The sequence below is a fragment of the Azospira inquinata genome, assembly GCF_018905915.1.
Taxonomy (GTDB): domain Bacteria; phylum Pseudomonadota; class Gammaproteobacteria; order Burkholderiales; family Rhodocyclaceae; genus Azospira; species Azospira inquinata.
Window position 1 is genome coordinate 2,731,989 of record NZ_CP064782.1, and the last position, 21,222, is coordinate 2,753,210.

22 protein-coding genes are annotated in these 21,222 nt (G+C 59.1%); 17 read left to right on the top strand and 5 right to left on the bottom strand.

What is annotated here, in order from left to right; all coding sequences use genetic code 11:
• Window positions 1-40 precede the first annotated feature (40 nt).
• Genes Azoinq_RS12500 through rpoS form a run of 5 tightly spaced genes read left to right on the top strand, consistent with a single transcriptional unit; the run spans window position 41 to window position 3,673 of the window.
• The gene (locus tag Azoinq_RS12500) at window positions 41-358 is read left to right on the top strand and encodes an H-NS histone family protein (protein ID WP_216128597.1); all 318 of its coding nucleotides are present in this window, start codon (window positions 41-43) and stop codon (window positions 356-358) included.
• A gap of 31 nt (window positions 359-389) precedes the next feature.
• A complete protein-coding gene (gene surE, locus Azoinq_RS12505) occupies window positions 390-1,133 on the top strand; it encodes a 5'/3'-nucleotidase SurE (protein ID WP_216128595.1) in 744 nt (247 codons plus the stop codon).
• A 4-nt stretch (window positions 1,134-1,137) separates the two neighbouring features.
• Window positions 1,138-1,803 carry a protein-L-isoaspartate(D-aspartate) O-methyltransferase gene (locus Azoinq_RS12510; RefSeq protein ID WP_216128593.1) on the top strand — a complete coding sequence of 222 codons (666 nt, stop codon included), beginning with the start codon at window positions 1,138-1,140 and terminating at the stop codon, window positions 1,801-1,803.
• Window positions 1,800-2,720, top strand: a complete 921-nt coding sequence (locus tag Azoinq_RS12515) for a peptidoglycan DD-metalloendopeptidase family protein (protein WP_216128591.1) — start codon at window positions 1,800-1,802, stop codon at window positions 2,718-2,720. The genes Azoinq_RS12510 and Azoinq_RS12515 overlap by 4 nt, the downstream gene beginning before the upstream one ends.
• Before the next feature lie 2 nt (window positions 2,721-2,722).
• On the top strand, window positions 2,723-3,673 hold the full coding sequence (rpoS, locus tag Azoinq_RS12520; RefSeq protein WP_216128590.1) for an RNA polymerase sigma factor RpoS: 951 nt from the start codon (window positions 2,723-2,725) through the stop codon (window positions 3,671-3,673).
• 52 nt (window positions 3,674-3,725) lie between these two features.
• Here the strand turns inward: rpoS and mltB are convergent, their stop codons facing one another.
• Window positions 3,726-4,862 (bottom strand): lytic murein transglycosylase B, encoded by a 1,137-nt coding sequence (gene mltB, locus Azoinq_RS12525; protein ID WP_232368483.1) that lies wholly within the window; start codon window positions 4,860-4,862, stop codon window positions 3,726-3,728.
• A 450-nt stretch (window positions 4,863-5,312) separates the two neighbouring features.
• On the opposite strand from mltB, the gene Azoinq_RS12530 reads away from it, so the two are divergent.
• The 4 genes from Azoinq_RS12530 (at window position 5,313) to Azoinq_RS12545 (ending at window position 9,217) form a co-directional block, all read left to right on the top strand.
• Window positions 5,313-6,239: a histone deacetylase family protein gene (locus Azoinq_RS12530; protein ID WP_216178419.1), complete on the top strand. Its 927-nt coding sequence runs from the start codon at window positions 5,313-5,315 to the stop codon at window positions 6,237-6,239.
• Window positions 6,240-6,373: 134 nt separating this feature from the next.
• Window positions 6,374-7,252 (top strand): 4-hydroxy-tetrahydrodipicolinate synthase, encoded by an 879-nt coding sequence (gene dapA, locus Azoinq_RS12535; RefSeq protein WP_216132429.1) that lies wholly within the window; start codon window positions 6,374-6,376, stop codon window positions 7,250-7,252.
• A gap of 31 nt (window positions 7,253-7,283) precedes the next feature.
• The gene (gene bamC / locus Azoinq_RS12540; protein ID WP_216128588.1) at window positions 7,284-8,450 is read left to right on the top strand and encodes an outer membrane protein assembly factor BamC; all 1,167 of its coding nucleotides are present in this window, start codon (window positions 7,284-7,286) and stop codon (window positions 8,448-8,450) included.
• Window positions 8,450-9,217 (top strand): MBL fold metallo-hydrolase, encoded by a 768-nt coding sequence (locus Azoinq_RS12545; RefSeq protein WP_216128586.1) that lies wholly within the window; start codon window positions 8,450-8,452, stop codon window positions 9,215-9,217. The genes bamC and Azoinq_RS12545 overlap by 1 nt, the downstream gene beginning before the upstream one ends.
• 151 nt (window positions 9,218-9,368) lie before the next feature.
• Here the strand turns inward: Azoinq_RS12545 and Azoinq_RS12550 are convergent, their stop codons facing one another.
• The gene (locus Azoinq_RS12550; RefSeq protein WP_216128584.1) at window positions 9,369-9,590 is read right to left on the bottom strand and encodes a hypothetical protein; all 222 of its coding nucleotides are present in this window, start codon (window positions 9,588-9,590) and stop codon (window positions 9,369-9,371) included.
• A gap of 152 nt (window positions 9,591-9,742) precedes the next feature.
• Window positions 9,743-10,216: a DUF7931 domain-containing protein gene (locus Azoinq_RS12555; RefSeq protein ID WP_216128582.1), complete on the bottom strand. Its 474-nt coding sequence runs from the start codon at window positions 10,214-10,216 to the stop codon at window positions 9,743-9,745.
• A 145-nt stretch (window positions 10,217-10,361) separates the two neighbouring features.
• On the opposite strand from Azoinq_RS12555, the gene rlmD reads away from it, so the two are divergent.
• On the top strand, window positions 10,362-11,741 hold the full coding sequence (rlmD, locus tag Azoinq_RS12560; RefSeq protein ID WP_216128580.1) for a 23S rRNA (uracil(1939)-C(5))-methyltransferase RlmD: 1,380 nt from the start codon (window positions 10,362-10,364) through the stop codon (window positions 11,739-11,741).
• 116 nt (window positions 11,742-11,857) lie between these two features.
• Here the strand turns inward: rlmD and Azoinq_RS12565 are convergent, their stop codons facing one another.
• A complete protein-coding gene (locus tag Azoinq_RS12565) occupies window positions 11,858-12,046 on the bottom strand; it encodes a hypothetical protein (protein WP_216128579.1) in 189 nt (62 codons plus the stop codon).
• Between the two features lie 563 nt (window positions 12,047-12,609).
• Between Azoinq_RS12565 and Azoinq_RS12570 the strand changes: the two genes are divergently transcribed.
• Window positions 12,610-14,112: a DASS family sodium-coupled anion symporter gene (locus Azoinq_RS12570; protein WP_216128577.1), complete on the top strand. Its 1,503-nt coding sequence runs from the start codon at window positions 12,610-12,612 to the stop codon at window positions 14,110-14,112.
• A gap of 281 nt (window positions 14,113-14,393) precedes the next feature.
• On the opposite strand, the gene Azoinq_RS12575 is transcribed toward Azoinq_RS12570, so the two are convergent.
• Entirely contained in the window at window positions 14,394-14,684 is a 291-nt protein-coding gene (locus tag Azoinq_RS12575; protein ID WP_216128575.1) for a hypothetical protein, read from the bottom strand.
• Here Azoinq_RS12575 and Azoinq_RS12580 point away from each other — a divergent pair.
• From Azoinq_RS12580 to Azoinq_RS12605, 6 genes are all read left to right on the top strand, one after another.
• Window positions 14,667-14,978 carry a hypothetical protein gene (locus tag Azoinq_RS12580; protein ID WP_216128573.1) on the top strand — a complete coding sequence of 104 codons (312 nt, stop codon included), beginning with the start codon at window positions 14,667-14,669 and terminating at the stop codon, window positions 14,976-14,978. The two genes, Azoinq_RS12575 and Azoinq_RS12580, sit on opposite strands and share 18 nt — an antisense overlap.
• Before the next feature lie 333 nt (window positions 14,979-15,311).
• Window positions 15,312-15,992, top strand: coding sequence for a response regulator transcription factor (locus tag Azoinq_RS12585; RefSeq protein WP_216128571.1), 681 nt, complete (start codon window positions 15,312-15,314; stop codon window positions 15,990-15,992).
• Complete coding sequence (locus Azoinq_RS12590; protein WP_216128570.1) at window positions 15,964-17,568, top strand: FecR family protein; 1,605 nt, start codon at window positions 15,964-15,966, stop codon at window positions 17,566-17,568. Before Azoinq_RS12585 ends, Azoinq_RS12590 begins: the two co-directional genes overlap by 29 nt.
• Before the next feature lie 62 nt (window positions 17,569-17,630).
• Window positions 17,631-18,077: a CHASE2 domain-containing protein gene (locus Azoinq_RS15250; protein ID WP_408627119.1), complete on the top strand. Its 447-nt coding sequence runs from the start codon at window positions 17,631-17,633 to the stop codon at window positions 18,075-18,077.
• Window positions 18,037-19,458: a sensor histidine kinase gene (locus Azoinq_RS15145; RefSeq protein ID WP_269751317.1), complete on the top strand. Its 1,422-nt coding sequence runs from the start codon at window positions 18,037-18,039 to the stop codon at window positions 19,456-19,458. The genes Azoinq_RS15250 and Azoinq_RS15145 overlap by 41 nt, the downstream gene beginning before the upstream one ends.
• A gap of 942 nt (window positions 19,459-20,400) precedes the next feature.
• Entirely contained in the window at window positions 20,401-21,180 is a 780-nt protein-coding gene (locus tag Azoinq_RS12605; RefSeq protein WP_216128564.1) for a tetratricopeptide repeat protein, read from the top strand.
• The last annotated feature ends 42 nt before the right edge of the window (window positions 21,181-21,222 follow it).

Genomic DNA, 21,222 nt, shown 5'->3' on the forward strand with positions numbered 1-21,222 from the left:
TTTCAATTCCTGAAAGACGAGAAATAGTGGAGAAGCGAATATGGATATTTCTACGTTGTCCCTCGTTGAGCTGCAGGACCTGCTGCAACAAATCCCCGCCGAAATCAAAAAGCGTGAGGAACAGGACAAGCAGAAGGTTTTAGATGAGTTAAAGGCTTTGGCCGAATCCCGTGGTTTTTCCCTGGATTCCCTGGTAAAAGCCAAGGAAAAAGGTAAAGTCAAAGCGGTGCGGACGGTGAAGGCTAAATATCGCAATCCCGCCAATCCCGAACAAACCTGGACCGGTCGTGGTCGCAAACCCCAATGGGTAGCCGAATGGATTGCCGGTGGCCGTTCCATTGATGAACTGGCGGTTTGAGCGAAGTCTGGCTTAAGGGATAGGGCGCTGCATGCGTATTCTGCTGAGTAATGACGATGGCTATTTTTCCCCGGGTATTGAACTGTTATCCCAAGCGTTGGGGGATATTGCTCACGTCACGGTGGTTGCACCGGAGCGGGATCGAAGCGGTGCCAGTAATTCCCTGACCTTGGACCGCCCGCTGTATTTGCGGCGGGCGTCCAATGGCTTTTATTTTGTAAATGGCACACCTACGGATTGTGTCCATTTGGCTGTTACGGGAATGCTGGACAGTTTGCCCGATATGGTGGTCTCTGGAATTAACCACGGCTCCAATATGGGGGACGACACCGTTTATTCCGGTACGGTGGCGGCGGCTACGGAAGGCTATTTATTAGGAATACCTTCCCTAGCGGTTTCTTTGACCGGAAAAGAATTCAAGCATCTGGATACGGCGGCCCGGGTAGCCCGGGAGCTGGTTTTGAAATTCCAGAATAAGGCTTTCCCCAATCCCCTGTTGCTAAATGTCAATGTGCCGGATGTGCCATATGACCAATTGGCCGGACAACGGGTAACCCGTTTGGGGCGGCGCCATAAGGCGGAACCGGCGGTAAAGACAAAAACCCCCCGGAATGAAACCGTCTATTGGGTAGGGGCCGCCGGGTCGGCCCAGGACGCGGGGGAGGGCACGGATTTCTGGGCCATTCGCCAGAAATTGGTTTCTTTGACTCCCTTGCAATTGGATTTAACCCATACCGGCCAAATGCCCGCAGTGCAATCCTGGCTGGAAGGATAAGGGCATGGTTACCGGGATCGGCATGACTTCCACCCGCACCCGTTTGCGCATGGTGGATCGGCTGCGGGAGCGGGGCATTCAGGATGAAGCGGTGCTTTCCGCTATCGCCACGGTGCCCCGGCATATTTTTGTGGAAGAGGCCATGGCCCACCGGGCCTATGAGGATACGGCCTTACCTCTGGGGTGCTCCCAGACCATATCCCAGCCCTATATCGTGGCCCGCATGATCGAATTGCTGCGCCAGGGCCGGGAGGCCAGCCTGGCGGGGGGCTTGGGCAAGACCCTGGAGATTGGCGCTGGCTGCGGTTATCAAGCTGCCGTGCTGGGAGAACTGACGGACCAGGTCTATGCGGTGGAACGGATCGAGCCCCTGCTGAACAAAGCCAAAGCCAATCTGCGCCAGTTGCAGCAGTTCCATGTCCGCCTACAGTACGCGGATGGCCAGTTGGGGCTACCGGCCGCGGCCCCCTTCGATTCCATCATTGTGGCGGCGGCAGCTCCCCGGGTGCCCCCCGCCCTTTTGCAGCAACTAGCGCTTGGTGGCAGAATGGTGCTCCCTGTGGGAAGCGCTGAGCAACAGCTCCATCTGGTCGAGCGAACGCCTCAGGGCTTCCTCGAAACCAAATTGGAGGGCGTGCGGTTCGTGCCCTTGCTGTCGGGAGTCGAATGACCAAATCCTTCCATGCCCTGCCAGCCTTAGTTTTCGCGACTTTCTTGGCGGGCGTCCTTGCCGGGTGTGCCAGTTCCGGTTCCCCCGCGCCGGTGGAGCAACGGGGCGGAGCCGCTCGTAGTGCGGCCCCCGCCGTGAGCGCCAACAGCGACGAATTCTATACGGTGCGTAAGGGAGATACTCTTTACGCCATCGCCAGTTCCCACGGCCAGTCCTTTCGCGACATTGCCTCCTGGAACAATCTGCAGGATCCCCACCACATCGAAGTCGGCCAGCAGCTGCGGGTAAAGCCGCCCAAGGACGACGGAGTGGCCAAGCCCATGCCCGTAGGTTCCCAGGTGGTGGAAAAGCGTTCCCTGGAGGGAGCCTCCGCTACGCCCGCCGCCGCTGCCAGTGGGGACGGGGTGAAGCGGGAGCCCAAGGCCGGAAAAGAAGCCTATTCGGATCAGGCCTACGCCAAATACCAGGGCGGTAGCGGGGCCACCAAGGCCAGCAAGGCCCCCGCCACGCCTGCCAAGGCGGAAGAAGGGGCGTCAGGGGTGGCCGCTTCCGGCCTAGCCTGGGGTTGGCCCGCCAGCGGCAAGGTACTTTCCGGTTTCGGCCATAGTGGCGGCAAGGGGCTGGAAATCAGCGGCCGCACCGGTGACCCGGTGTATGCGGCGGCGGACGGCAAGGTGGTTTATGCGGGGAGCGGCTTGCCCAGCTACGGCAAGCTGGTGATCGTGAAGCACAATGCTTCTTTCCTTTCCGTCTATGCCCACAACAGCGCCATTCTGGTGAAGGAAGGTCAGCAGGTTTCCCGGGGCCAGAAAGTGGCGGAAATCGGCAGTACGGGGGCCGATGGGGTGAAGCTTCACTTTGAAATCCGCCGTCAGGGAAATCCGGTGGATCCTCTCCAATACCTACCTAAGCGTTAGCGATGCCCAAGCCGCCCGAGTTCGCCGAAGACCCAGAGGATGACTTCGACGGTTCGGAGCTTGAGGCGGCTTTGCCCCTGGAAAAAGAGGAGGACGGCCCCGCCGACGCGGCGGTGGACGTGCTCAACGATGTCACCCAGCTCTATCTCAACGAAATCGGTGCTAAATCTTTGCTGGCGCCGGATCAGGAGTTGGCGCTGACCCGGGCGGTGCGGGCCGGTGACTTTGGCGCCCGCCAGAAAATGATTGAGCACAATCTGCGCTTGGTGGTGAATATCGCCAAACGCTATCTGAACCGGGGCGTTCCCCTCTTGGATCTGGTGGAGGAAGGCAACCTGGGCCTGATCCATGCCCTGGAAAAATTTGATCCCGAGCGGGGTTTTCGTTTTTCCACCTACGCCACCTGGTGGATACGCCAGAGCGTGGAGCGTTTTCTCATGAACCACGGCCGCACCATTCGCCTGCCCATCCACGTCATGAAGGACGTTCATGCGGTCCAGCGGGCCGGCTATCAGCTGGACGGCGATGCTCATCCGGACAGTAGCGCTATCGCCCGCATCGGAGAAAAGCTGGGGCGTAGCCCGGAGGACATCCGGAAAATTCTGGCCTGGGGCGAATATGCGGCTTCCCTGGACACCCCCCTGGAAGGGGATGACCGGCATAGTCTGGGGGATCTGGTGGCGGATGAGACCGGTATCGACCCGGAGCAGCTGCTCCAGGAGAGCCAGTTAAGCCGTCTGGTGGCCCATTGGCTGGACCAGCTGGGGGAGAAACAGCGCTTTGTAGTGGAACGGCGCTACGGCTTCCACGACCAGGAAATTGCCACCCTGGAAAGCATTGCCAGCGAACTGGGGGTGACCCGGGAGCGGGTGCGCCAGATTCAGGTAGAAGCCCTCACCCAATTGCGCCGCATCATCCGCCGGGGCGGTATCGCCCGGGATACCCTGCTGTAGCCCGTCTCCGTTGTTTCCGGGGCGGGTATCTTCTTTCGCTGGCCCTCCCTAACTAGTGTTTCTTCTTGGCCTTGTTTCCCGCCGGGTGACGGTGGCCAGCCTTTTTCTGGCTTTGTCCCAAGGCGGGGCGATGACGGCTTGCTCGGCCGCTGGGGCTGGGCGCGGCGGGAGCGGCATTGCCGATTACCCCTTCCCCGGGCTGTTCCCGGGCGGCCCTGACCGCTTCTCCCAGTTGGAACACGGACATGGCGTAAAAGCTGGAGTGGTTGTAGCGGGTGATGGCGTAGAAATTGGCGTGGCCGATCCAGTCCTCATCCGGCATTTCCGGGGTATCCAGGGCAATCAGGGCCAGGGGCTCGTCGTACTGGGCTGGGGGGATGGGCAGGCCGCGCTGGGCCAGTTCTGCGCCCTGGTAGCGGGGCTGGCTTCCGGTGGTTAAGTCCGGCGGAAAGTACAGCCCTCCCGGTAAGGGCTCGGCAATGGGGGCGCCGGGTTGCCAGCCATGCTCATGGAGAAAGCGGGCCACGCTGCCGATGGCGTCATCTGGGCTGTGCCACAGGTCGATGTGGCCGTCCCCGTCAAAATCCACCCCGTAGCGGCGCTGGCTGCCGGGCATGAATTGGGGAATGCCGATGGCGCCGGCGAAGGACCCTTTGACGCTCATGGGGGGAATACCGTTTTCCCGGGTGAGGAGGAGAAACTGCTCCAGTTCCCCCCGGAAAAACTCGGCCCGGGGCGGGTAATTAAATGCCAGGGTGGCCAGGGAACGGAATACGTTGAAGCGGCCCATGTGCCGTCCGTATTCGGTTTCCACGCCAATAATGGCCACAATGATTTCCGCCGGGACGCCGAATTCTGCTTCCGCCTTGGCCAGGGTGGCCGGGTGCTGGTTCCAGAAAGCCACGCCTTCCCGGATGCGCCGATCGGTCAGAAACTGGGCCCGGTAACGCTGCCAGGAACGGCTTTCAGCGGAGACCCCTGGAAGAATGGCGGTGAGGACCGTGTCGTTGGGTTCCACGGACGCGAACATGGCTTCCAGGGCGGCCCCGTCATAGGCGTACTTCTGGCCCATGTCCGAGATGAATTGGGTCACTTCCGGATTGTCGGAAAAGCTGCTCTGGGCGTAGAGGGGGGCGTGGCAGCCCAGCCCGGTCAGACAGGCTAGGATCAGGGATGGGATGATTTTCAAGATGGTCTCCCGACCGGCTGCCGGAATTTTCCGGGCGGCCCGTCGTTATGCATGGCAATGATTTTCTGCCGGAGGGGCGGAGCCTCACTTCGGAGGCGGGGCTTGGCCAGAAGGCCTTGGGATGGCCTCCAGGCCAATAGGGACGGGCACTTCCCCTGGGGAGCCGGAGCTATCCGGTGTCCCCCCCATATCCCCGGAAGACCGGCTCCAGCATTGGCTGGGAGGGGCCATTGTACCCGACTCCCCTGGGGGCGCCAGGGAGCGGGCCGGTACGTCGCCAAGGCCCGGCGGGCCTGATTCGCTTCTGGGCCAGGGAGCAAAGGGGCATGGCTTGTGGCTTTGGGGCAATGGCGCAATAATCCCCAAGAGGAGACTCGCACTTGATACGACTATATCTATAACCCGAGGCGTGGCCCTGCGGCCCCGTTCTTTCACCCCGGAAGCACTCAAGTGACCACCACCGCCTTCATCACCCATCGTGATTGCCATCTTCACGATATGGGCTCCTTTCACCCGGAGAGCCCGGCCCGCCTGTCCGCCATCAGCGATCTCATGATCGCCCAGGGGCTGGACCCCTATTTCAGCTACTACGATGCCCCCCTGGCGACCATGGACCAGCTGCTCCGGGTCCATCCGGCGGCCTATCTGGAAAAGCTCAAGCGTAGCGTACCCACCACCGGCATCATCCACCTGGACCCGGATACGGCCATGAATCCCCACACCTGGCAGGCGGCGTTACGTTCCGCCGGGGCCGGGATACTGGGGGTGGATCTGGTCATGAAGGGGGAGGTAGGGAATGCCTTTTGCGCCATCCGTCCGCCTGGCCACCATGCGGAGCGGGAGAGCGCCCTGGGCTTCTGCTTCCTCAACAATATTGCGGTGGCGGCCCGCCATGCCCTGACGGCCCACGGCCTGTCCCGGGTAGCCATTGTGGATTTTGACGTACACCACGGTAATGGCACGGAGGACGCTTTCAAAGATGAGCCCCGGGTGCTCATGACCGGCATGTTCCAGCATCCCTTCTTCCCCTACAGCGGCGCCGATACGGTGGCGGAGAATATGTGCAATATTCCCCTGCCTGCCGGGACCGGGGGGGAGGAATTCCGCATGGTGGTGACCGATATCTGGCTGCCCCGGCTCTATGAATTTAAACCAGAGCTGTTGCTGATTTCCGCCGGTTTCGACGCCCATTACGAAGACGACATGGGCAGCATGAAATTGGTGGAATCCGATTTCGCCTGGGTGACCCAGCAGCTGCGGCGGGTGGCGGAACACTGCTGTCAGGGCCGTATCGTTTCCATGCTGGAAGGGGGCTATGTGCTTTCCGCTCTGGCCCGGAGCGTGGTGGCCCACCTGCGCGCCCTTTCCGATCTGTGAGGGATTTCCCTACCCCGGGGAGGCTATTAGGCCTTTCCGGCGGTGTCGGAAGGCTCTTTCACTTCCCGTTACACTTCCGCCCCGGTCTTTCGGGGTAGAATTGCCGAGTTAATTTTCACCCCATGACTTTTCCCATGATTACCGGTTCCATTGTCGCCCTCGTGACGCCCATGTTCGAGGATGGCAGCCTCGATATCGACAGTCTGCGTCGTCTCATCGATTTCCATGTCCAGGAAGGTTCCGATGCCCTGGTCATTGTCGGCACCTCCGGCGAATCCGCCACGGTGAATGTGGATGAACATGCGGAGCTGATCAAAGCCTCCGTGGAACAGGCCGCTGGCCGTATTCCCATCATCGCCGGGACGGGAGGTAATTCCACCGCCGAAGCCATCGAACTCACCCGCTTTGCCAAGAGCGTGGGGGCCGATGCCTGCCTGTCCGTGGTGCCCTACTACAACAAGCCCACCCAGGAAGGCATGTACCAGCATTTCAAGGCTATCGCCGAAGCGGTGGATGTGCCGGTGATTCTCTACAACGTTCCGGGACGGACGGCGGCGGATATGTCCAATGACACCGCCCTGCGTCTGGCGGAAATCCCCAATATCGTGGGCATTAAGGACGCCACCGGTCAGCTGGACCGGGGTTGCGACCTGCTGGCCCGGGCGCCGGCCGACTTCGCGGTCTATAGCGGCGATGACGCCAGCGCCCTGTCCCTGATTCTCATGGGGGCCAAGGGGGACATTTCTGTCACCGCCAATGTGGCGCCCCGCCTTATGCATCAGATGTGTGCCGCCGGTCTGGCCGGGGATGTGCAGACCGGTCGGGAACTCCATTTCCGCCTCTTGGGGCTGCACCGTCACCTGTTCTGCGAATCCAACCCGATTCCGGTGAAGTGGGCCGTTCATCGCCTGGGGCTGATCCCTGGCGGTATCCGTTTGCCCCTTACCCCCTTGTCTGCCGACAAGCAGGAACGGGTGCTGGCCGCCATGCGTCAGGCCGGGGTGCTGGCTTAAGCCAGGCCCTTTGCCATCAACTGGGAAATCTATGAAGCTGACCTCCTTCGTTCCGGCTTTGACCGGCCTGTTGCTCCTTTCCGCGTGCAGCGACTTTAGCCTGATGCCCGAGTCGAAAAAGGTGGATTACAAGTCCGCCGCCAAGACCCGGGCCCCTTCCCTGGAAATTCCCCCCGATCTCACCTCACCGGGCAAGGATGACCGCTATGCGGTACCCGACATGCCGGGGGGCAAGAAGGGCACGGCTACCTATTCGGAATACAACGCGGAACGGACGTCGCCCCAGGCCAAGGTGCAGAACACGGAATTGCTGCCCCAGGTGGATAAAGCCCACATCGAACGGGCCGGGTCCCAACGCTGGCTGGAAGTGTCCGGGTCTCCGGATCAGGTCTGGGATCTGGTCAAGGATTTCTGGCAGGAAAACGGCTTTGTGATTGCCCAGGAAACCCCGGAAGCCGGGGTCATGGAAACGGACTGGGCGGAAAACCGGGCCAAGCTGCCCATGGATTTCATCCGCAATACCCTGGGCAAACTCCTGGATTCCCTCTACTCCACGCCGGAGCGGGATAAATTCCGTACCCGCCTGGAACCGGGGGAAAAAGCCGGGACTACGGATATTTTCATCAGCCACCGGGGCATGTATGAAGTGTACATTTCCGAAGGTCGGGATCAGACCCGTTGGGAACCTCGCCCGGCGGACCCGGACCTGGAAGCGGAAATGCTGCGTCGCCTGATGGTGCGCTTCGGTACGGAAGAAAAACACGCCACGGCCATGGTTCAGGCGGCCAAGACCCAGCAGCCGGATCGGGCCACTTTGACCAAGACGGCGGATGGTGCCTCCTCCCTGATGGTGCAGGAGCGGTTTGACCGGGCTTGGCGTCGGGTTGGGCTGGCCCTGGACCGGGTAGGCTTCACGGTGATGGATCGGGATCGGACCAAGGGTCTGTTCTACGTTCGCTATGTGGATCCGGAAGCGGATGCCCAAAGCCAGAAGGGCGACGACAAGGGCTTCCTGTCCAAGCTGGCCTTCTGGAAGAGCGACAAGAAGACCGACCCGGATAGCAAGATTCAGTATCAGGTCTTCGTTAAGGAAACGGACAGCGGTTGCGCAGTGCAGGTTCTTTCCAAGGAAGGCGGCGTGGATCGTTCCGATACGGGCAAGAAGATTCTGGGTCTGCTCTACGATCAGTTGAAGTGATGCGCTTTGCTTCCCTGGGAAGCGGCAGCCGGGGCAACGCCCTGGTTGTCGCCAGCGGGGAGACGGTGGCGCTGCTGGATTGCGGCTTTTCCGTTAAAGAAACGGAACGCCGGTTGGGCCGCCTGGGGCTGGAAGCCCAGCAGATCAGTGGTCTGTGGGTGACCCACGAACATAGCGATCATCTGGCCGGTGTCAGCCGACTAGCCCGCAAATACGCCATTCCCGTCTGGCTCACCCCGGGAACCCTGGCGGCTACCTCACCGGACGTCTGGTCCGGCGTCGAGGTAAAGCTCTGTCAGGCCGGCGAATCTGTGGCCTGCCGAGACCTCCAAATTTTTCCCTACGCGGTCCCCCATGATGCCCGGGAGCCGGTGCAATACGTCTTTACCGACGGGGCCCGGCGCCTGGGGATACTCACGGATGCAGGGGAGCCTACCCCCCATATTCTGGAAATGCTGGCGGCTTGCGATGGTCTGGTGCTGGAGTGCAATCACGATCCGGAGTTGCTGGCTCGTTCCTCCTATCCGGATAGTCTGAAGCGGCGGGTGGCGGGACGGTTTGGTCATTTGGCCAACGGGGCGGCGGCGGATCTGTTGGGGCAGCTGGATGTCCGGCGCCTGCAGCACGTGGTGGCCGCCCATCTCAGTCAGGAAAATAACCGTCCCGAATTGGCGATGGCTGCCCTGGCCGGGGTATTGGGGTGTGCTACCGAGGAAGTAGAGGCGGCGTCCCAGGCTTATGGGTTTGCCTGGCGGGATCTGGCCTGAAAGATAATCGAGGCCGGGAGGAAGTTAGGAAGGGGCTTGGGAATAAGGTGGTGATGGAAAATCCAGGGCTGTCCTGAATTCGGGTTTTATCGGATTTTAGGCAATAAAAAAGCCGGCCCAAAGGCCGGCTTTTCGCATTGCTACAGACTGATTACTTAGCAGCGGAATCAGAAGGAGCGGCAGCAGCGGAATCAGCAGGAGCGGCAGCAGCAGAATCAGAAGGAGCGGCAGCGGCGGAGTCAGCAGGAGCAGCGGAAGGAGCAGCAGCAGGAGCTTCAGCGGCAGGAGCGGGAGCAGGAGCAGCGTCTTCCTTCTTGGAGCAAGCGGAAACAGCCAGAGCAATCAGAGCAGCAACGAGGAGAGAATGTTTCATTGTCGATTCCCTATCGATAAAGAATATTACGAATCCAAAAGGATCCTAAAAATTTTCAGGCGGTTAACCAGGGGGGTCAACCAGTTCGAAATTATAGCACTTTTTTTATTTGTGAATAGGGGTTCGCTGCACTGCGACATTTAAAATGCATGTTACAGGCCCAGGGGCGAGGCGGAAAGCGGGGTACAGCCTTCTGCCAGAATGTCCTGGAATCGCTGTATATAAGGGCGACAGGCGGCTTTATCCGCCACCAGAATTTTCCCTCGGGACTGATTTTGATCAAAACGGATGATTCCCCAGGCCTCGTCAATTAAAAGGCTGGCGTCCGACAGATTATCCAGGTGGGGTGGTGTTTGCAGTAACTGGAAGCGGGGAGCGTAACGGCGCAGCAGGTCCATAAGCCGGGGGCGGCGGGTGAGGGTAGGTTCGGGACGCTGTAATACCAGGGTGAGCTGGTGTGGGGGGCGGGCCAGAAAGGGCTGCAATAGGGCGATGGCAGCCGGGCTCTCCAAGGGAAAGCTTTCCAATTGGCGGTCAAAGATCCGGATGTGGCCTTGGGCCTGGGGCAATAATTGAAGCAGGGCCTGGGCCATTTCCGCCTGGCTGAGGATAGGGCTTTCGCTCATGGGAAAGGGAGGAAAGGAAAAGCCTTCATCTTAAATGGGGCTTGGTGTTAAGGGTAAATCTTGTCCAGGACAGGTGGCGGAGAGGGGGCTGAAGAAAAGGGGGGCGAGGCTGATAAAATCCCTCTTTTGCCCGGATTGTTCGACCATGCCCGTTGGAATTATTGAATCTCTGGACCATGACGCCCGTGGGGTGACCCACCTGGAAGGCAAAACCATTTTTGTGGAAGGCGCCTTGGTGGGGGAAAAGGTGGAATACGCCAGTTTCCGGCGCAAAAATTCCTATGAGCTGGCTGAAACCACTCGGGTCATTAAAGCATCCCCCTTCCGGGCCCAGCCCCGTTGCCCCCATTTCGGCGTGTGTGGTGGATGCAGCATGCAACACCTGGACCATGGTGCCCAGGTGGCGGCCAAGCAGCGGGTACTGGAAGACAATCTCTGGCATATCGGTCGGGTCCGCCCGGAGCAGCTGTTTCCCCCCATCTATGGCCAGCCCTGGGGCTATCGGCACCGGGCCCGGTTGACGGTGCGCATGGTGCAGAAAAAGGGCGGCGTGCTGGTGGGATTCCACGAAAAAAAGAGCAGCTATGTGGCGGATTTGCAAAGCTGCGCCATTCTGCCCCCCCAGATTTCTCAGTTGATTCTGCCTATGCGCCAGATGTTCAGCCGCCTTTCTATCCGGGAACGGCTGCCCCAGGTGGAAGTGGCGGTGGGCGCCCATTGCACCGTGCTGGTTCTGCGTATTCTGGAGTCCCTGAATGACGGGGATGAGGCCTTGCTGCGCCAGTTTGCCGATGAACACGGGGTAGTGCTCTATCTTCAGCCCAAAGGGCCGGAATCGGTGTACCGCTTTTACCCCCGGGAAGCTCCGGACTTGACCTATGAATTGCCCGAATTCGACCTGTCCATGGGGTTTGCTCCCACGGAATTCACTCAGGTTAATCCGGCCATCAATCGGGTGTTGGTGCGGCGGGCCATGAGTTTGCTGGCTCCCCGGGAGGGGGAGCGGGTGGCGGATATGTTCTGTGGCCTGGGGAATTTCACCCTGCCCATCGCCCGTTCCGGAGCCCAGGTCACCGGTATTGAAGGGAGTCAGGCCCTAGTGGATCGGGCCGGGGAAAATGCCGCCGCCAACGGTCTGGCGGAGCGTACCCGGTTCGGTGTCGCCAATCTGTTTGAGTGCACTCCCGAATCCCTGGCGGCCCTGGGCCATTTCGACAAAATGCTCATCGATCCGCCCCGGGAAGGGGCTATTGATCTGGTCAAAGCCCTGGGGGAAGACGGCCCTCGGCGAATTGTCTATGTTTCCTGCAATCCGGCCACCCTGGCCCGGGATGCGGCGGTATTGACCCATCAGCAGGGGTACCGTTTCCTCGGTGCCGGAGTGGTCAATATGTTCCCCCACACCTCCCACGTGGAATCCATCGCCCTGTTCGAGCGGCCGGAAGGCTTTGTGCGGAAACTGACGGTGGATCCGGAGGGGGGGGAGGCGGTTTCCCCGGCGGCCGAAGCCACCCGGGGGGAGTAACCCCTTACCGTCCCCGGAAGGGGGCGGATCATGGGCGGGCGGGTGCTACGGCCTAGTGTTGCTTTTAGGGGAGTGGCTGGAACTTGGCCATTCCCCGGCCCGTCATGGCCCGAAAATCAGGATTCGCTTTCCCCGTCACCCTGACGGTCCAGCAGATTCTGCTCCCAGGCCGCCATGAGTAGGAAGCCCAGCAGCAGGAGCAACTGGGCGACGGCGAAAACGGTCATGGAATGGGCGCCCCAGCCCAGGAGGGCGGGGAGGAGGAGGGCGCCGCTGCCGAAAAAGTCTGTGCCTCGGGTCTTCATTGCAGTACTCCAAACAAAATTTCATTTCCTGCACCAACACTGCATAAACCGGGCCACATGGAGGATTTTCCCTGAGGGATCAAGGGGGTTTCTTCCGCCGTTGGCGATTTCCCGAGGAAAAGTAGGAGCTGTTCGAGGCGATTCATGGGGCTAGGACCAGGGATGTAACTATTACTTTAGTTCTATTATCCTCTTGAAAAATGCGGGGGCCAAGGGGGCTGGCGGGGGCGGTTTCGGAAGTTGGGGGATGCCCTGTTTTGGTGCTTATTGGCTTGGGGACGCACCGGGGCCGGGAGGAGAATTTTGACGCGGGATCAGAGGCTTACCCGGGATTACCAGGTCTGTGTTAGCGTGGCATTGGGGCCTGGGTGGGACGGGGAATTTGCCCTTTAGGGTGGGTTCCCGGGGCGGTGGCGTCCAGGCGGGGGAAGCTCCGGGCGTTGCTGTCCGCCAAGGGCAGGGCTAACGATTTCCGAGCAGGGCCGCCAAAATCTGAACGATTCGGGAAGTACCGGGATTTCCCGCTGTTTTTGTCATGAACTACAACAACGAAGGAGACATCCATGTCCACCTCAACTCCCTCCCTAGCTCCGGGAGGCAAGAAACCCCTGAATATTTCCCTTATTGGTGGCCTCTTGGGGGTACTGGCTGCCGTAATCATTGAGCTGTTGCCCCTGGGGGGCGGGCTTCCCGTGGCCGGGCACCATATGCTGGCCATCCTGGCTTTCGCTGTGATTGTCTGGATCAGCGAGGCTATGGATTACACGGTGAGTTCCATCCTCATTTCCGCCCTGATCATTTTTCTGGTGGGGAGTGCCCCTGATATGGCCGATCCCAGCAAGGTGATCGGTACCCAGAAGGCCCTCAAACTGGCACTGGGCGGTTTTTCCAATTCCGGTCTGGCCCTGGTGGCCGCCGCCTTGTTTATTGCGGCGGCTATGACCGTGACCGGCCTGGATCGGCGCATCGCCTTGTTCACCATGTCCCACATCGGGGCGGGGGGAAAGCGGGTGCTCATTGGCTCCATCGTGGTGACCATTCTCCTGAGCTTTATTGTCCCCAGCGCCACGGCCCGTACCGCCTGCGTGGTGCCCATTATGCTGGGGGGCATTGCTTCCCTGAAGCTGGATAAAAAAGGGCCTTTGGCAGCGTCCATCATGATTACCATCGCCCAGGCCACCAGTATCTGGAATATCGGCATTCTCACTTCTGCCGCCCAGAATCTCCTGTCCCGGGGCTTTGTGGAAAAGGCCTTTGGAGCGGAGCATGCCCTGACCTGGATTGATTGGTTTATCGCTGGCGCCCCTTGGGCTATCGCTATGTCCGTGGTGCTCTTTTTTGTGGTGCGCCGAGTGTTGCCGCCGGAGATCGAGACCATTCCCGGGGGCAAGCAGGCCATGGCCGATTCTTATGCGGCCCTGGGGCCCATGAGCGGCGCAGAAAAGCGCCTTCTGACCCTGTCCCTGGTGTTGCTGGGCCTATGGGCTACGGAGGGCAAGCTGCATAACCTGGATACGGCCTCCACCACCATTGGGGGCATTGCCCTGATGCTTTTGCCTGGCGTGGGGGTTATGAGCTGGAGCGAAGCCCAGAAGCGCATCCCCTGGGGCACGGTGCTGGTGTTCGGGGTGGGAATCAGCCTGGGGACGGCTCTGCTGGATACCAAGGCAGCGGCCTGGCTCTCCACCTTTGTGGTGCAGATGTTCCATCTGGACACCCTGTCTGCCTTTGGTATCTTCGCCGTGCTGTCCGCCTTCCTGATTCTTATCCACCTGGGCTTTGCCAGCGCCACGGCTCTAACGGCGGCCCTGCTCCCCATTCTCATCAGTGTGCTGACCAGCCTGCCAGGCCCCATCAACGCTGCCGGCATTACCATGCTCTTGGCCTTTACCGTAAGTTTCGGTTTCGTGCTGCCGGTAAATGCTCCCCAGAATATGGTCTGCCTGGGGACGGAAACCTTTACCACTCGCCAATTCACCCTGGTGGGCCTATGGCTGACCGGCATCGGTTACCTCATGCTGCTGCTCTTTGCCCTGACCTGGTGGCCTCTGCTGGGGTTGATCTGAGGTTCGCCGAGGAAGGGCTTATCCCCCACCAAGCCGGCTATAAGCCGGCTTTTTTGTGGGTAAAAAGGGGGGATGGTGCCCTCGCCGGTTAAAGGGGGGGCTAAATAAGCCTTTGCTATTTCCTCTTGGGGCGGGATATCTAAGGAATGGGGCCTGACAGAAGGGAAAAGAGCCGGCCCCGGGACTTGGGGCAGGAGGATAAGTGATAGCCTTGCTCAGCCAACAGCTGCCTAGCGGCTTGAATTGCGGAGCACGAGCCTGACGAGAAGGAAGCGGCAGAGTCACTCGCCGGAGTTCAAGGCGAAGGTGGCGCTTGCCGCCTTGCGAGGCGACAAGACGGTGGCTGAGTTGGTCCAGCTGTTCGATGTTCCTCCCAACCAGATCCGACTGGAAAAGGCATTTGTTGGAACGCTCGTCGCAAGTCTTGGGCGATAGAGGGCCAAGGCGAAATCGCCCGACACCACGGCGATGGGGCTCAAGATCGCGGACTTAGCGCTGAAAAATGATTTTTTAGAAAAAGCGCTCACCAAGGCGGGCATGTTGAGCGCAAGACAATGATCGACTGCAGCCATGATCTATCGATGGTCCGGCAATGCCGGATTCTCGGCATTGCCCGCTCAACGGCGTATTACACGCCCGCACCGATCTCGCCTGAGGATGTGGGGCGGATGCGCCGGATCCATGAACGGCATCTGAAGTTCCCCTTCGCCAGCAGCCGGATGCTTTGCCAGGACGGGCATGCCGTTGGTCGCAAGCGGGTGCAAATGCTGATGAAGAAAATGGGCATCGAGGTGTTTTATCCCAAGCCCAACACCCGTCAGCCACATGCCAAGCATCCGATTTCCCCGTATCTTCTCAGGCTGTGAATAACGCTAACAGCGCAGGGCTCCACTTATCTCAGAGGAAATTCTGTCCAAAAAAACGGGGCTAGCTCTTTTTTAACGAAATTGTTAGAAATATCGGCATTTCTTTAAGTTCATTCATCTGGGAGACCTCAGCCGCAGCGGGCATCACATCCCCCCATTAATCTGAAAGGGATGGCTATGGTGAACGTCTGTCCAACTTCCGGACCCTGACGTTGTTTCGGGGGCGAAGGGGAGGCGGTGCTGCCGCGCAAACCTGCTATCATGATTCGCGGGGCCACGTATCAAAAATACACATAACATTTCCCTCTCTGCGTTCAATTTTTTTCTATCCCCATGAGAATTGCTGTTCTTGAAGATGAGCCCGAGCATGCGGCTCAATTGACACGAGTTTTAGATGAGGTGGGTTACGCGTATCAGTGCTATGGCACGGGGAAAGCCCTATTGCTTGGCCTGGTTCGGGAAACGTTTGATGTCCTGGTGCTAGATTGGATGCTACCGGATGCAGACGGTATCGCTGTACTGGACCAGCTCCGTTCCCGCAGTATCTCCACCCCGGTCATGTTCACCACGAGCCGCGATGCGGAAGCGGACATTGTGGAGGCCTTAACCCACGGGGCGGATGATTACCTGGTGAAGCCCATCCGGCCCAACGAGTTCCTGGCGCGTTTGCAGGTGCTGACGCGGCGCTCCAGCCTGGCGACTATGGATACCCTGCTTGAGGTGTCTCCTTACCGCTTCGACTTGGCGACGGGTAAAGCCTGGGTGGGGCAGGAAGCGGTCATATTGACGACCCGTCAATTCGCGTTGGCCGTATTTTTCTTCCGCAACCCCGGGAAACTCCTTTCTCGCACCCATCTTCTGGAGACGATCTGGGGCGTAGGTGCGGAAATACAAACCCGTACCCTTGAAATCCACGTCAGCCAGTTACGCAAATTACTGGGTTTGATGCCGGAAAACGGCTGGCGTATTACGTCGGTGTATGGACATGGTTATCGACTTGAACCTTTGGCCTAAAACTTCCCTGATCCTAGCTTTTGTCGGCTGCCTGGGGGGCATTGGAGGGGCGTCGGCCGGCGAAGATGCGCAAATCGCGGTCCGTCCCGGGGATACCCTCATCAGCTTGTCCCAACGTTATCTGGATCGTCCCGAGCGTTGGCTGGCGCTGAAATCCTTGAATCATGTTCCGGACGAATTCCACCTTCAGCCCGGCAGCATGATTCGTCTGCCGGCGCAGTGGTTGCGCTGGACAAAAGGCCGTGCGGAGGTTCTCCATGTGACCGGTAAGGTCAGCAGTGACCAGGGGATGGTCGCGAAGGGGATGAAGTTGCCGGAAGGCGATCATATCGATACCGGCAGCGATGGCATCCTGACCCTGAAGCTGCGCAATGGCGCTACGGTAGTGTTTCCTCCCGGAACACGGGCCCGTCTTGGGGAATTGAAACAAATTAGCGGCGCGCCTATGGAACGTACCGTGATTGATTTAGAGGCGGGGAGCGCGGAAAGCCATGTGCCCTCACTGAAAGCGTCCGATTCCCGTTTTGAAGTACGGACGCCGCGCGTGGTGACCGCTGTGCGAGGGACCCGTTTCCGCGTGGGGAGCGAAGGTGAGGAAAGCCATCACGAGCTGATCGAAGGTAAGGTTTGGATTGCAGGGAAACGTACCCAGGCGACCTTGAATCCCGGTGAAGGGGTCGTGGCAGAGGCTGGCCGAGTCGGAAAACCCGTGGCCTTGCCCCCGGCTCCCGATGTTTCCGAATTGCCGAAACGGGTAGAACGTACTGTTGTGAGTTTTTCCGTACCGCCGCTCGCTGGTGTCGCTAAGTGGCATTGGCGTCTGGCCGCCGATGCCGACTTTACCCTTCCCCTCAAAGATGAACGGACATCGTCCCCGACTTGGATCATGGCGGGGGTACCGGACGGGGACTATTTCCTTGCGTTGCGTACGGTGGATGCCCATGGTCTGGAGGGGCGGGATGCCGTTCAGCCCATTGCCGTGCGGGCTCACCCGGAACCTCCGCTGATGCTTTATCCCTCCCCGAAGGGATTTTCTGCCGGGAAAGTCCATTTTTCGTGGGCTGAAGCGGAGGGGGCCGCGACTACCCGGCTTCAGATGGCAAGTGATCCGAATTTTGAACGAATCCTGGTTGATGTCCCTGCCGTGGCTGCTCGGGAATTGACCTTGGCCGACCCGGTTTCCCCCGGGGACTATTGGTGGCGTCTGGCTTCGCGCCGAGCGGATGGTTATCAGGGCCCCTTTGGCGATGGTGCCCATTTCCACCAGCTTGCCCCCACGGAAGTCGCTCCCCCGTCTTTATCGAAGGATGGCTTGCATGTGGCCTGGTCCGGGCCCCAGGACTTACGTTATCGGGTTCAGTTGGGAGACGACGTCAATTTTTCTGCGCCGCCTAGGGAAATCGAAGTCACCGGCACCTCGGCCCAGTTTCCGACACCGAAATCAGGGCTCCATTTCATCCGCATTCAGCCGGTGCTTGCCGATGGCAGTGCTGGCCCCTGGTCCACTCCCCAGCGTTTTGAAGTGCCGTCGAATCTGCCGTGGTGGGCGCTGGTTTTGGTCTTGCCGTTGCTGTGATTCACCGGCGCCTGCTGGGAGAGTGGCTATTATTGCTGCTGCTCCTGGTGACCTTTGTTGTGGTGGCTCTCCACGGGCGCTGGTTGGAGCGGGCGGATATTTGGGCCTATGACTGGGCCATCAAATTAAACGCCGAACCCGCCGCGGTGCGTGGCGCCAGGGCGCCTGTCCTGGTGGCCATTGATGAAGCCAGCCTGGCTCGCCTGGGGCGCTGGCCTTGGTCCCGGGAAAAACTGGCCGAGATTCTGGATTGTCTGTCCCGGGATCAGGCGGGGCCCGTCTTGTTGGACATCATTTTGGCCGAACCAGCCTCTTCCCTTGAAGATGCCCATTTGGCCCAGGCCATCAGGCACTATCCGGGGCGAGTGGTGTTGCCTGTCTACGGGGTAGAGACCGGAAGGGGGGGCGGCAATTCAGCCCCTTCCCCTGTTTCGGACCGTGGCTGTTCTGGGCCATGCGGAAGCGGCGGTGGATTCGGACGGCATCGTCCGACGTATTCATCCTTCTGAAGTGATCGGGGGCATGGGGTTGCCCCACATTAGTTGGGTAATGGCTGGAGTGGCACCTCCTCACCGGCCTGAGGCCCGGTTGATCCAGTTCTCCGGCCCTAGTGGCTCCTATGCGCGGGTGTCTGCCGCCGCGCTTTTGGCGGGGGAAGTCCCCCCCTCCACGCTTAAGGGGCATCCCGTGTTGGTTGGGGCTACCGCCGTGGGTCTGGGCGACACCGTGGCTACGCCCTTGTCCGGGCGGAATGGTGAAATGTCTGGCGTCGAGTTCGTGGCCAATGTACTGACGGCCGTCCAGACCGATGGGTTGATCCGCCCCGCTTCTTTGGCGGCGACTTTGGTGCTGTCTCTCCTGCTGTTGCTTGGGGTGCTGATTGCCTATCTGTTGGTGCCGTTGACGATGGCCTTGGCAATGACCTTTGTGGTGGCTGCCGGTAGCGTTCTCGGTGCCGTTCTGGCCTTGAAGTGGGCGGGCGTGTGGTGGCCACCGGCGACCACCGTGCTGGGGGTTTGCGTGGCCTATCCCCTATGGAGCTGGCGTCGGCTCGAAGCCAGTGTTACGGCCATGGCGCGGGAAACCGGGCGGATCGCTTCCCTGGTGCCGGCTTCTGTGGATGCGGTACTTCCGCACCAAACGTTTCTAGATCCGGTGGAATCCCGGATTCAGGCGATTTCGGCAGCGGTGGACCGGGTAGCCGCTGGGATTGCCATTGAAGCGGGGCCGGCGGAACGGAAAGCGCTTCGGGACGATACGTTACGTCATCTGGCCCATGACCTGCGCGCACCCCTGATTTCGTTACGGGGTCTGGCGGAGGCGTTGGAACGTTCCGAGGTCGGGGAGGCGGAGGATCTCGTGGCCCGGGTGGATGCCTGCGCACGCCGGGCCTTGGATTTGTCGGAGCAATTCCTGCTTTTTGGCCGCGCCGATAATATTGTGGCGACCGATTTTGGGGAAGTGGACTTGGTGGAACTGCTACACCAAGTGGCCGATGATCTTTGGGAAGATGCCCGCCGCCATCAGGCGGCCATCGAGCGCGACAGCATTGCTGAAAACTGGTGGGTGCAAGGGGATTATCGGCTGTTGTCTCGGGCGCTATTGAATCTCGGCTGGAATGCCCTGCGCTATGGGCCGGAAGGGGGCACCCTGACCTTTTTCTTCCAGCGAGACCCGGCGGGAGGGGTGCGCCTGGGGGTCCGTGACCAGGGGAGGGGATTTGATCCCCAGGAAGGGACCTCCACTGCCAAAGCTTCGCCGATAGGCAGCTATGGGCTGGGGCTGACCTTCGTGCGCAAGGTTGCCGAACGGCATGGTGCCGTATTCGCCGTGGACCTGGGGGAAGACGGCTTCTCGGCGTTTCTGCTGTTTCCAGCTCAGCCCCGTTAGCATCGCCCGGTTTTTGTTCTACGGATTCTCCTCTGCGCTCTCTTTGGGGTAGCCTGGGCCGCTAGTTTTTGGGTTAGTGAATTATCGCTTCGTCATTTCTGTAAATGTTCTCATCCTATGGCTTGAGCATTCTTTACAGTCTGTTTCGCTCCTCTCTCTATACTCCTTCGCAGCAATTTCAATCAGTACTTCGGGCCGTAACGGTCTGTGCGTTTTTCTGCTTACCCTCAAAGAAGCCTTTGCTATGCGTGATTTGCTGCCCACTTTGAGCTTTTTTTTCCGCGGACCTGTTGCCCCGCGTTTCGCTTTTCGTCGGCTGTTCCTGGCGTTCGTGTCGTCAATGGCGCTGGCTTTGCCTACCCAGCGGACAACCTAGCACTATTTATACCGGGCGGATAACCGAGCTGCAGATCACGCTCTCCAACAGCGATTTGTTGGCGCCTATTTCCAATGTGGCTTTTGCCGGGGCCACTACCAGTAACGGTATGTTGTCCGGCACGCTTCCCAATGGATTGAAAGTAGCAGGAGCAGCGACTTATAGCTGTTATCACCCGTCGTCGGTAACCCGTGAATAACGCTACCAGCGCCGGGCGCTACTTATCTCCGTGGAAATTCTGTCCAAACAAACGGGGCCAGCTCTAAATGAAGGGAGATCAGATAATGTTTTTTGTGATTATGGCTGGGGCCCGATTATGTTTTTATCGTATTACTTAGGTTATATTTTTCGAAATTGTGGGCGAGAGAACAAATTGTAAATTAGTGTATTTTTGCGACCTATTTCACGAAAACAGCCCGATTAAAAAAGAGGCGGCAAGATATAATATCAATGTAGATCAATGCGTTAGCGATGCGATTAGGGATGCCAGAGCTACGCTCTTTTACCGAGCGCTGGTAATGCGTTTATCATAATCGCTTGTCGCGCATATTTTGGAGAGTAGAACTATGGTTGCTTCCGTTAAAAATGCATGGACTCATCTAGTTGGGATTGCCTCCCTGCTGCTGCTGGTCTCCTGCGCCACGGCCCAGTCTGTTCCTGCCAACAATGGGGAATCCGCAAAAAGTGATGTGGACCAGTTGCTAGCCAAAGCCTACCTGCAAATCGAAAGCAGCGACTACAAAGGGGCTGAAGAGTCCTTGCTACAAGCCCAGCAGAAAGACAAGGACAATCTTTGGGTAATCCATAACCTGGGGGTTGTTTATCAGCGGACGGGCAGAAATGCCCTGGCCTTGGAAGAATATGACAAAGTTTTGGCTGCTGAGCAGGAATCGATTAAATCGGGGAAAGCGCCTAAGTACGCCTATTGGCGGGACCGTTTGAGCGACGTTTCCGCGGCGAACAAAAAATTGCTCCTTAAAAAAGAAAATGGGGCAGAGCAGCCGATCCAAAAGCCTGATCGGGCGGTGATGTCCGACATTAAGCAACAGATTCTGGCGGTAGTCGAAAATTGGAAAAAGACCCTGGAAGACAAAAACGTAGCCAATTACCTGTCCCTGTACGGGGAGGGTAGCCAGGAAGCGGCCAAGCAAGCTTGGACGATGGATGGGAACCGGGGACTGTTAGGGAAAGAAGTGAAATTGATCGGGCGCCCGGTGGTGATGGTGGATTCTCCGGAAAGCGTCAAAGTTTCTCTGAAGCTGCAAAACAAAGAAGACGGGTATCTCCGCAAAGGATTGGTCTTTGCGAACGATAAAGGTCGCTGGGTTATTAAAGAAGAGTATTAGCCGGAAATAATATAGGTTGAATTCTTTTTTATAATTAAGTCT

Coding starts and splice junctions, on each gene's coding strand:
- Azoinq_RS12500 (WP_216128597.1), top strand. CDS start 41: ATGGATATTTCTACGTTGTCCCTCGTTGAGCTGCAGGACCTGCTGCAA.
- surE (WP_216128595.1), top strand. CDS start 390: ATGCGTATTCTGCTGAGTAATGACGATGGCTATTTTTCCCCGGGTATT.
- Azoinq_RS12510 (WP_216128593.1), top strand. CDS start 1,138: ATGGTTACCGGGATCGGCATGACTTCCACCCGCACCCGTTTGCGCATG.
- Azoinq_RS12515 (WP_216128591.1), top strand. CDS start 1,800: ATGACCAAATCCTTCCATGCCCTGCCAGCCTTAGTTTTCGCGACTTTC.
- rpoS (WP_216128590.1), top strand. CDS start 2,723: ATGCCCAAGCCGCCCGAGTTCGCCGAAGACCCAGAGGATGACTTCGAC.
- dapA (WP_216132429.1), top strand. CDS start 6,374: ATGATTACCGGTTCCATTGTCGCCCTCGTGACGCCCATGTTCGAGGAT.
- bamC (WP_216128588.1), top strand. CDS start 7,284: ATGAAGCTGACCTCCTTCGTTCCGGCTTTGACCGGCCTGTTGCTCCTT.
- Azoinq_RS12545 (WP_216128586.1), top strand. CDS start 8,450: ATGCGCTTTGCTTCCCTGGGAAGCGGCAGCCGGGGCAACGCCCTGGTT.
- Azoinq_RS12550 (WP_216128584.1), bottom strand. CDS start 9,590: ATGAAACATTCTCTCCTCGTTGCTGCTCTGATTGCTCTGGCTGTTTCC.
- Azoinq_RS12555 (WP_216128582.1), bottom strand. CDS start 10,216: ATGAGCGAAAGCCCTATCCTCAGCCAGGCGGAAATGGCCCAGGCCCTG.
- rlmD (WP_216128580.1), top strand. CDS start 10,362: ATGCCCGTTGGAATTATTGAATCTCTGGACCATGACGCCCGTGGGGTG.
- Azoinq_RS12565 (WP_216128579.1), bottom strand. CDS start 12,046: ATGAAGACCCGAGGCACAGACTTTTTCGGCAGCGGCGCCCTCCTCCTC.
- Azoinq_RS12570 (WP_216128577.1), top strand. CDS start 12,610: ATGTCCACCTCAACTCCCTCCCTAGCTCCGGGAGGCAAGAAACCCCTG.
- Azoinq_RS12580 (WP_216128573.1), top strand. CDS start 14,667: ATGATCGACTGCAGCCATGATCTATCGATGGTCCGGCAATGCCGGATT.
- Azoinq_RS12575 (WP_216128575.1), bottom strand. CDS start 14,684: ATGGCTGCAGTCGATCATTGTCTTGCGCTCAACATGCCCGCCTTGGTG.
- Azoinq_RS12585 (WP_216128571.1), top strand. CDS start 15,312: ATGAGAATTGCTGTTCTTGAAGATGAGCCCGAGCATGCGGCTCAATTG.
- Azoinq_RS12590 (WP_216128570.1), top strand. CDS start 15,964: ATGGTTATCGACTTGAACCTTTGGCCTAAAACTTCCCTGATCCTAGCT.
- Azoinq_RS12605 (WP_216128564.1), top strand. CDS start 20,401: ATGGTTGCTTCCGTTAAAAATGCATGGACTCATCTAGTTGGGATTGCC.